The sequence below is a fragment of the [Flexibacter] sp. ATCC 35208 genome, assembly GCF_001975825.1.
In the GTDB taxonomy this organism is placed as follows: Bacteria; Bacteroidota; Bacteroidia; order Chitinophagales; family Chitinophagaceae; genus Chitinophaga.
This window is the reverse complement of sequence record NZ_MTKN01000015.1, coordinates 139,022-148,293: the sequence shown is the minus strand read 5'-3', so window position 1 is coordinate 148,293 and position 9,272 is coordinate 139,022. Positions and strand designations below refer to the sequence as shown.

Annotated in this window: 10 protein-coding genes; 4 read left to right on the top strand and 6 right to left on the bottom strand. The window is 44.0% G+C overall.

Annotation, left to right across the window (positions count from 1 at the left end; genetic code table 11):
• The first annotated feature begins 300 nt into the window (after positions 1-300).
• The 3 genes from ytxJ (at position 301) to aroQ (ending at position 1,761) form a co-directional block, all read left to right on the top strand.
• Positions 301-630 carry a bacillithiol system redox-active protein YtxJ gene (ytxJ, locus tag BW716_RS12015; RefSeq protein WP_083722798.1) on the top strand — a complete coding sequence of 110 codons (330 nt, stop codon included), beginning with the start codon at positions 301-303 and terminating at the stop codon, positions 628-630.
• Positions 631-767: 137 nt separating this feature from the next.
• Positions 768-1,331 (top strand): UbiX family flavin prenyltransferase, encoded by a 564-nt coding sequence (locus BW716_RS12010; RefSeq protein WP_083722797.1) that lies wholly within the window; start codon positions 768-770, stop codon positions 1,329-1,331.
• Positions 1,332-1,347: 16 nt separating this feature from the next.
• On the top strand, positions 1,348-1,761 hold the full coding sequence (aroQ, locus tag BW716_RS12005; RefSeq protein WP_083722796.1) for a type II 3-dehydroquinate dehydratase: 414 nt from the start codon (positions 1,348-1,350) through the stop codon (positions 1,759-1,761).
• Between the two features lie 290 nt (positions 1,762-2,051).
• On the opposite strand, the gene bioB is transcribed toward aroQ, so the two are convergent.
• The 5 genes from bioB to BW716_RS11980 form a co-directional block, all read right to left on the bottom strand.
• Complete coding sequence (gene bioB, locus BW716_RS12000) at positions 2,052-3,044, bottom strand: biotin synthase BioB (protein ID WP_083722795.1); 993 nt, start codon at positions 3,042-3,044, stop codon at positions 2,052-2,054.
• An 88-nt stretch (positions 3,045-3,132) separates the two neighbouring features.
• A complete protein-coding gene (locus BW716_RS11995; RefSeq protein ID WP_083722794.1) occupies positions 3,133-4,233 on the bottom strand; it encodes a M42 family metallopeptidase in 1,101 nt (366 codons plus the stop codon).
• 63 nt (positions 4,234-4,296) lie between these two features.
• On the bottom strand, positions 4,297-5,127 hold the full coding sequence (locus tag BW716_RS11990; RefSeq protein ID WP_179091097.1) for a UbiA family prenyltransferase: 831 nt from the start codon (positions 5,125-5,127) through the stop codon (positions 4,297-4,299).
• A 22-nt stretch (positions 5,128-5,149) separates the two neighbouring features.
• The gene (locus BW716_RS11985) at positions 5,150-6,688 is read right to left on the bottom strand and encodes an acyl-CoA carboxylase subunit beta (RefSeq protein WP_083722792.1); all 1,539 of its coding nucleotides are present in this window, start codon (positions 6,686-6,688) and stop codon (positions 5,150-5,152) included.
• 120 nt (positions 6,689-6,808) lie between these two features.
• Positions 6,809-7,249 carry a hypothetical protein gene (locus BW716_RS11980; RefSeq protein ID WP_083722791.1) on the bottom strand — a complete coding sequence of 147 codons (441 nt, stop codon included), beginning with the start codon at positions 7,247-7,249 and terminating at the stop codon, positions 6,809-6,811.
• A 181-nt stretch (positions 7,250-7,430) separates the two neighbouring features.
• Here BW716_RS11980 and BW716_RS11975 point away from each other — a divergent pair, with 181 nt between their 5' ends.
• Positions 7,431-8,414 carry an acyl transferase gene (locus BW716_RS11975; RefSeq protein WP_083722790.1) on the top strand — a complete coding sequence of 328 codons (984 nt, stop codon included), beginning with the start codon at positions 7,431-7,433 and terminating at the stop codon, positions 8,412-8,414.
• Here BW716_RS11975 and BW716_RS11970 read toward each other — a convergent pair.
• Positions 8,411-9,136, bottom strand: coding sequence for a hypothetical protein (locus BW716_RS11970; protein WP_083722789.1), 726 nt, complete (start codon positions 9,134-9,136; stop codon positions 8,411-8,413). The two genes, BW716_RS11975 and BW716_RS11970, sit on opposite strands and share 4 nt — an antisense overlap.
• Between the last annotated feature and the right edge of the window lie 136 nt (positions 9,137-9,272).

The following is a 9,272-nucleotide window of genomic DNA, read 5'->3' as shown; positions in this document are numbered from 1 at the left end:
CTCTTCTTTATGTAAAACGGGAAAAAGGACTGATATTATCAATAAAATTTTTAATATAAATTTTATATTTGCAAAGTAACGTCAAAAAATGGCGATTAAAAAAGTGATATCACCTTTCCCTATGAAATTTCATTTACCACTTAAACATCCCTTTATGCAAGTATCATTCAAAGTTTTGGGCGGCGCTGCGCTTATTTGTATCTTTGCTACTTTATTCACTTCGTGTGCGTCTCAAAACAAATTGGGCTGTCCGATGAAGATAGGCAAGGTGGGCCATGCGACAAACAGCAAGGATTGTTAATGAATTGGATACCTTTAACTACTGAAGATCAGTTAAATTCCATCAAGGAAGCATCTGAAACGGAAACCGTCGTAATTTTTAAGCACAGCACCCGCTGTTCCATCAGTGCGGTAGCCAAATCAAGGCTCGACAGAGCTCAAGCGCCTGAGAATATGACCTTCTATTATCTGGACCTTATTAAGTATCGGAAAATATCAGATGAAATTGCAGCGACTTATGGTGTAGAGCATGAATCTCCCCAGGTGTTGCTGATAAAAAATGGGAAGTGTGTGTATGATGAGAGCCATAGTGCCATTATAATGGATGAGCTGGTATCACATGCAAATTAAGAGTTATTAGCTAGCAGCTATTTATCCAAAGAAATTAGTACCGGCCACCAGGCCGGTATTTTTTTTATCAGTTGGTGACTATTAAGTGATCGGTTTGTATTTGAAAGGAGAGCTACTTTTTACCTAGCTTTGTAAGTATGAAACACCGTATAGTTGTAGCAGTTACCGGGGCCAGCGGGGCCATTTATGCACGTCAGCTATTGCAGAAGCTTGAAAAAGCCGCTGCGCAGACTGAAGCCGTGGCCATTGTGATGACGGAAAATGCCAGAACGGTGTGGGAAACGGAGCTGGGTACGGACGATTATAAGGCATTGCCCTTTAAAACCTATACCCAGCAGGATTTCATGGCGCCGTTTGCCAGTGGCTCAGGCAGGTATGATACGATGATTATTTGTCCCTGTTCCATGGGGACCCTGGGCCGGATAGCCGGAGGAATGAGTAATGACCTGATTACCCGGGCAGCCGATGTCGTGTTGAAAGAGCGCCGCAAACTAATATGTGTGGTAAGGGAAACACCTTACAATGTGATCCATATTAAAAACATGCTCACGGTCACAGAGGCAGGAGGCATCATTTGCCCGGCTACGCCATCTTTTTACAGTGTACCATCCACATTAGAGGAAGTGGCTGCCACTGTAGTAGACAGGGTCATTGATCTGGCTGGCATTCAGCAGGATACTTATAGATGGGGACAAGAATAATTAGTAATTTGTACAAATGAAAATAGCAATCATTAATGGCCCTAACCTGAATTTGTTGGGTAAAAGGGAGCCGGGTATCTACGGAAATGAATCTTTTGAAGATTATTTCGTAAAACTGAAGCAGTTATTTGCAGATGTAGAGCTGGAATATTTTCAGAATAACTCCGAAGGAAATATAATCGACATTTTACATGAGATAGGGTTTACCTATGATGGGATTTTGTTGAATGCAGGTGCGTATACACACTATTCGATTGCTATCAGGGATGCGATTGCGGCTATTAAAACGCCTGTATTGGAAATACATATCAGTAATGTACATGCAAGGGAAGAGTTCAGACATACGTCTGTAATTGCTCCTGTGTGTAAAGGGACGATTGCTGGTTTGGGAATGAAAGGGTATGCGTTAGGGATAAATTACTTCCTATAATTACGAATTTCTATCAGCTCGCTTACGGAATTCTTGCTACTCGCTTATGAAGTTATTGTTACTCGCTTATGAAGTTATTGTTACTCGCTTATGAAGTTATTGTTACTCGCTTATGAAGTTATTGCTACTCGCTTATGAAGTTCCTGCTACTCGCTTATGAATTTCTATCAGCGAGCCCCGCTCGCTGATAGAAATTCGCGCCTCAAAAAAAAACGCTTTTCCCGCAGGGAAAAGCGTTTTTTTTTGATACTATTTTAATTACTTAAAATTTAAAATAATGCTTTATTATTTTAGAATATCGCCGCCTGAACCTCTTCACCCTTAAACGCCTCTCTTGGCTTCAATCCCAACAACTCAAACATCATATGATCCTCTTCAAATGAAGGATTCGCCGTCGTCAACAACTTCTCACCCGTAAATATTGAATTCGCACCCGCCATAAAACACAGCGCCTGCTCAGACATACTCATCTCCGCACGTCCCGCACTCAACCTCACCATCGCTTTCGGCATCAAAATACGCGTCGTCGCAATCATCCTCACCATATCCCAAAACTGCACCTTCGGCATATTTTCCAGTGGCGTACCCTTCACACGTGTCAACGCATTGATCGGCACTGAATCCGGATGCACTGGCAAGTTGCTCAGCGTATGGATCATCCCAATCCTGTCCTCATGGCTCTCACCCAGACCAATAATACCTCCACAGCAAACACTCACCCCTGCCTTACGTACATTATCCAACGTCTTTAAACGATCATCATAAGTCCTGGTCGTAATGATCTGCTCATAATACTCACCAGAAGTATCCAGGTTGTGGTTGTAAGCATATAAGCCTGCATCCGCCAATTTCTGCGCCTGATCTTCTGTAAGCATACCAAGCGTACAGCATACTTCCATTCCCATTTCATTTACACCTTTTACCATTTCAAGTACGCGGTCAAAGTCACGGTTATCCCGCACCTCTCTCCATGCAGCACCCATACAGAAACGGGTAGAACCAGCTTCGCGCGCTTTCGCCGCATATGCCAGCACCGCATCTTTCTGCATCAGGCCATGTACTTTAATGTCGGTATTATAGCGTGCTGCCTGAGGGCAGTAAGCACAGTCTTCGGTACAACCACCGGTTTTAATGGAGAGCAAAGTACATACCTGTACTTCCGCCGTATCCTGCGTCTGTCTGTGAACAGATGCCGCACGGAAAACCAGCTCCAGTAAGGGCGTATTGTAGATCTCTTTTATTTCTTCAATAGACCAGTCGTGACGGATCTGCACATCTTGCATAATAATGTAATTTGAGTAGCAAATCTATACATTTAATCCATACTGCCAAACTACGGAGTATGAACGGATTAGGTGTCTAAACACCTAATTACAGGTATAGGAAGTTTGTTTTCGGTGTAATGTTCAGTAAGGTATTGTAAATCAATAATATAGTATTCTCTATATCGTCTTTCTTCACCATTTCTACCGTAGTATGCATATACCGCAGTGGTAAACTGATCAATGCAGAGGGTGTACCATCATTCGCATATGCAAATGCATCTGTATCTGTACCGGTACTGCGGCTTACTGCATGCAGCTGGTGAGGAATATCATTCTTCTTCGCTGTCTTGATGATCAGGTCACGGAGAATGTTGTGTACCGCCGGACCATAAGTAATGCTTGGACCCGAACCACACCTGATTTCACCTTCAATATTTTTGTTGATCATTGGCGTAGTGGTATCGTGCGTTACGTCAGTGATGATTGCAACATTTGCCTTGATGCGTTTTGCAATCATCTCAGCACCTCTCAGACCTACTTCTTCCTGCACTGCATTCACGATGTACAGACCGAAAGGCAGCTCCTGCTTCTTTTCTTTCAGCATACGGGCTACTTCTGCAATCATAAAACCACCAATACGGTTATCGATGGCACGACATACATAATAGTCATGTGACAGCTCTTCAAAGCCATCTTCGAACGTCACCACACAACCTACATGGATACCCAGTTCTTCTACTTCCTTACGGCTACGTGCACCGCAATCCAGGAAGATGTTGTCTACCTTCGGTTGTGGCTCTTTGCCTTCTGTGCTACGCATACGTGTATGAATAGCCGGCCATCCGAACACGGCTTTTACAGTACCATTTTCAGTATGAATATTCACTCTCTTGGATGGCGCGATCTGCTGATCAGAACCACCATTGCGGATCACATAAATCAACCCTTCAGGAGAAATATAATTTACAAACCAGGAAATTTCGTCGGCATGTGCTTCTATCACGACTTTGAAAGCTGCTTTGGGATTGATCACTCCCACCGCAGAACCATATGCATCTACAAAGTACTCATCAATGTAAGGCTTCATATATTCCAGCCACAGTTTCTGTCCTTCCTTCTCAAAACCAGTAGGGGAGGGATTATTCAGGTAATTCCGCAGGAACGTAAGCGCGTCCTTGCTTATTACGGACTTTTGCTTTTTTGACATGCTGTTAATGTAATTTATGGCACAAAAGTAAGGAAAAGCTATTACGTGTATAGACCTTAATTATCATGCAACCACTGCTATGTAATGTAGCACGGCCGATAACATAACCAGCCCATCCAATACAAAGTAATAGTAATAATCCGATCTTGTGTTGAGGGTATATTTAGTAAGTAAAGCAGTAATGACGATTGGTAGCAACAGGTAAAAGGTAATGATATCCCTGCATACCAAAAACGTAAACACAGCCGATATCAGCAATGAAAAGAAATACAATCTCATCAACTCCGGCTTACTAAGCCATGTGATGAGTGAACGGATCCCCTCTCTTTTATCCGACTCTACATCCCGATAGTCAAACAGTATGCACAATGCATAGATTATAAAGAACCGGTGTACGATATAAAGTACAGCCTGCGTGGTAAAGTGTGCGCCTGACAAAAAGATGGGCAGTACATTCGTGACATATACCCATACCGCCGTCAGGAAGATCGTTTTACCAATAGCAATTTTACGCAGCCAGGTAAAAGGAGAAATCGGAATTTTAGGAGCAGAATACAAAAAGGTCAGAAAGGCGGCTCCACTGAGTTCCAGCCAGTAGGTCTTCAGGTCCCAAAAATAGATGGCAGCACCTATGCCGCCGATAATAGCGAAGACGAGTTGCAGGTTCTTATGCCGCACTCCCCACTGTAATCGTGGCGAAGATGAATACTCGGCAGGCGTAAGATACCAGTGAAAATTATAACTACAGATCGTCGAGAAAAATGCGAATTTATAATAGTCAATATTGACCGGATGTAAATTCAATAAGGTGTTCGTTTGCCATATAAGTAATATGGCACAGAGCGAGACGTAAACCGACGAGAATAATAAAAAATTAGTGAATGCCCTGAACATAGTGGGATGCAATTTACAGCAATCACAATGGAATATTTCCATGTTTTTTGCGTGGCAGCGTCACTACTTTATTCTCTAACATCGCAAATCCTTTGATCAGCTTGATCCTTGTCTGTTCCGGCATTATTACCTCATCAATGTATCCTTTCTCTGCTGCTAAATAAGGATTGGCAAACATTTCTGTATACTCTGCCACCAGTTCGTTCATCCTTGCTTCAGGATCTGGTGCTGTATCAATTTCTTTTTTATAAATAATCTCTACAGCTCCCTTTGGTCCCATCACTGCAATCTCTGCCTGTGGAAAAGCAAAGTTGAGGTCGGCCCCGATATGCTTAGAGTTCATCACACAATAGGCACCACCATAAGCTTTGCGGGTAGTTACCGTAATTTTGGGTACGGTGGCTTCGCTGAGTGCAAAGAGTAGTTTTGCTCCGTTGGTAATGATCCCATTCCACTCCTGGTCTGTTCCGGGCAGAAATCCGGGTACATCTACCAGCACTAGCAATGGAATATTAAACGCATCACAAAAGCGGGTAAAACGGGCTCCCTTTACCGAAGCCTTTATATCCAGTACCCCCGCCAGGTGTGCCGGCTGGTTGGCCACAATACCAATACTTCTGCCTGCAATACGGGCAAAGCCTACTATAATATTCTCTGCATAATTCGCATGTACTTCAAAAAAGCTATCCGTATCCGTCACTTCAGCGATCACGTCCTTCATATCATAAGGCTGATTACTGTTTGGAGGAATGATGGTATTCAGCGCTGCTCTCTTTTCATCTGCTGGTGTATAAGGATACTTCGGTGCATCTTCTTCACAATTCTGCGGTACATAAGTAAGTAGTTGCCGGATGCTCTGAATACATTCCACTTCATTGGCGCAGCTAAAGTGTGTCACACCGCTTTTGGAGGCATGGGTATGTGCACCACCCAGTTCTTCAGAAGTGACTTCCTCATGTGTAACGGTCTTTACCACATTAGGTCCTGTTACGAACATATAAGAAGTCTGTTCCACCATCAGTATAAAATCGGTAATAGCCGGGGAATATACGGCGCCGCCGGCACAGGGTCCCATGATGGCCGAAATCTGTGGTATCACACCCGAGGCCCGGGTATTGCGATAAAAGATATCTGCATAGCCCCCCAGGCTTACAACCCCTTCCTGTATGCGTGCACCGCCACTATCATTCAAACCAATTACAGGGGCACCATTCTGCATAGCCAGGTCCATGATCTTACAGATCTTGCGGGCATGGGGTTCAGAAAGGCTCCCCCCATAAACAGTAAAATCCTGTGAAAAAACATAGACGAGACGGCCATTGATCGTACCAAAACCGGTGACTACGCCATCTCCCGGAAAATTTTCCTGGTCGGTGGTCAGACCACGGTTGCGATTATGTACAAACATATCCAGTTCTTCAAAAGAACCTTCATCCATCAGTAATTGTAATCTCTCACGGGCTGTAAGTTTTCCTTTTTTATGCTGCGAGGCGATACGGGCTTCGCCTCCGCCGAGCATAGCTTCGGCTATTTTGTTTTGGAGTTCCGTGGTTTTGTCCATTGTATCAAGGTGTTAAATAACGCGCGAACACTAAATATCGGGGAAAAAAACATAAAAAAACGCTTTTGCCACAGGCAAAAGCGTTTTTTTAAAAAGGTATATAAATAAGGTATTGAACTATTATTCGTAGACCACCTGTACTTTAGGTGTCACAATGGTATCGCTGTAATTACCGGCATCATCCTGAATATATACCAGGTAATGTACGCTATCCTTTGCGACCGGGTTCGCCCCTATTTGCGGGAAATCGGTCGCAGTCAGGTGAAGGATCACCTCAGCTGTCAGTTTGGTACCCTTGTGCGCATCCAGACTTGGCATTGGCCTTCCATCAAAGGCGGTATCCTCAGGAGCGGTGTCGTATATAGCGGCGAAATTGAAGGTGTTTTCAATGTCTCCGTCTCCGTCTGAGACGTCGAAAGTCACGTCCATACCGGTAGATGCGGATACGGGGGAAGAAGAATATGATTTAAACGTAATCACTGGTTTTGTACCCAGGGAATCTTTTTTACAGGCGTTGATAGCAAGTAAAGAGAAGAGGGATAAAAAAGCTATTTTCTTCATATAACAAACCTACATTATTTTTTTAACTCTTGCTAATATATGGAATTGCTCTCCTTAAAGGATTATGCCCCAAAACAGGGGGGCCTCCGGCAGGAATGCGTTCCGATTGTAATAACGTCCAATATTCATTTTTTGTTACGTCTTTCCCCCTAACTTTGTGTGGTTTTACTAATCAGTGTATATGAGTGGCATTTCTACAGCAGCAATATTTTCTTCAAACGGGTCGGACCTGGAAGCGTTGTCCCTTGAGACATTTCGTTTTCAGTATCGTGAAAATGCATTATATCGTGCTTACACAGATGCCCTGCGCATTCAGCCGGGCAATGTCCGCTCTCTGGCGCAAATCCCTTTCCTCCCTATTCAGTTCTTCAAAACCCACCAGGTTATCTGTGGCACTTTTGAGCCCCAGCTGACCTTTGAAAGCAGTGGTACCACCCAGACGATCAACAGTCGTCATTTGGTGAAAGAAGCGGCTATCTACGAGCAGAGCTTCCTCACGGCTTTCGAGCGGTTCTATGGTCCGGTTACGGATTTCGTGGTTGTCGGCCTGCTGCCTTCTTACCTGGAAAGAAAGCACTCCTCCCTCGTTTACATGGTACAGAATATGGTACAGCGCAGCGGTCACCCCGCCAGCGGTTTTTACCTGTACGAACACGATAAATTATATCGCCAGCTCCAGGAACTGGAAGCCCGTGGTCAGAAAACCCTGCTGATCGGTGTCACCTTTGGTTTGCTGGACTTTGCAGAGCAATATGCCCTGCAACTGAAAAATACCATCGTCATGGAAACTGGTGGTATGAAAGGCAGGAGAGAAGAATGGACCCGCGACCAGGTACACGTTTTCCTGAAGGAACGACTGGGGTGCAGCCAGATCCATGCAGAATATGGGATGACTGAGTTACTCTCCCAGGCATACAGTTATGGACAGGGTTTGTTCAACATCCCGCCATGGATGAAAGTACTGGTCAGGGATGAAAATGACCCCTTCCAGCTCTATACTGAAAAAGCTGCCGGCGTGATCAATGTAATCGACCTTGCGAATATCTATTCCTGTTCCTTTATAGCAACAGAAGATATAGGCCGCTTGCATGAGCATGGCACTTTCGAAGTATTAGGGAGACTGGATAATTCTGCTTTAAGGGGATGTAGCCTTATGGTTAGTTAAATGTTGATTAATTGTACCCTATTCAATAAAGTTGCTGTTCCTGTTCCTGGTGTACTGAGTTCCTGCATATATGGGAAGCTCTCGTGATCCATTCCAAACTTTTCCATGAGGTACAGGTCTAGTAAAGTTATTGAGGGTGGATGTTGAGAATACTTCGATAAAAACTCCTTAAAATCATCCAGTTCATGATCTGGTAATAATGTTAAGGCGATCTTCTGTTGCGTAGGCGAAGCGCCTGGATATTGCAGAATTTCTAATACCCGCCTGCACATATGAGGCGAGAAAACAGCGTTATTGGCCCGGAGGAAATCCAGGCAGAAATACTCCACTGTAAAATCTTCAAAGAGACCTGCACTCAGCTCATCTTCGCCGATATTGGTCCAGGTAGCCCATTCAACTAATTCCCCCAGTGTAATTTCTTCCGCCAGCAGGGCACTGAGATGGTGTATCAGTCCTGCGCGTGTAGGAACCGTATCCGCATCGTAATTGATGTGGGTAACGATATCTGTGTAAAAATCTTCATTCATTTCCCTGGCAATGCTGATAAGCTGATAAGTAACGTCGGTTGATGCGATATTACTTAAATGCAAAACATCTGCAGTTTCTGAGATGATTTCAGGTCGTGTTTTGGTACCCTGTAACCATGATTTGATCAGGGAGATGAAGTAAGTGCTTGTTATGGACTGTGTCTGTTTCTTCATACTTACTTTCAGGCCTGGCATAGGTGCCTCTGTTTGCAATTTATCAAAAATAGGGGGAAGCGAAAAGTTAAAGGTCTGGTTTTACGTTTATTTAATATGTATCGCTGAGAAGGTATGTCTGTACAAGGTTTCTATATGGCTTTCTGAGGGATAACCC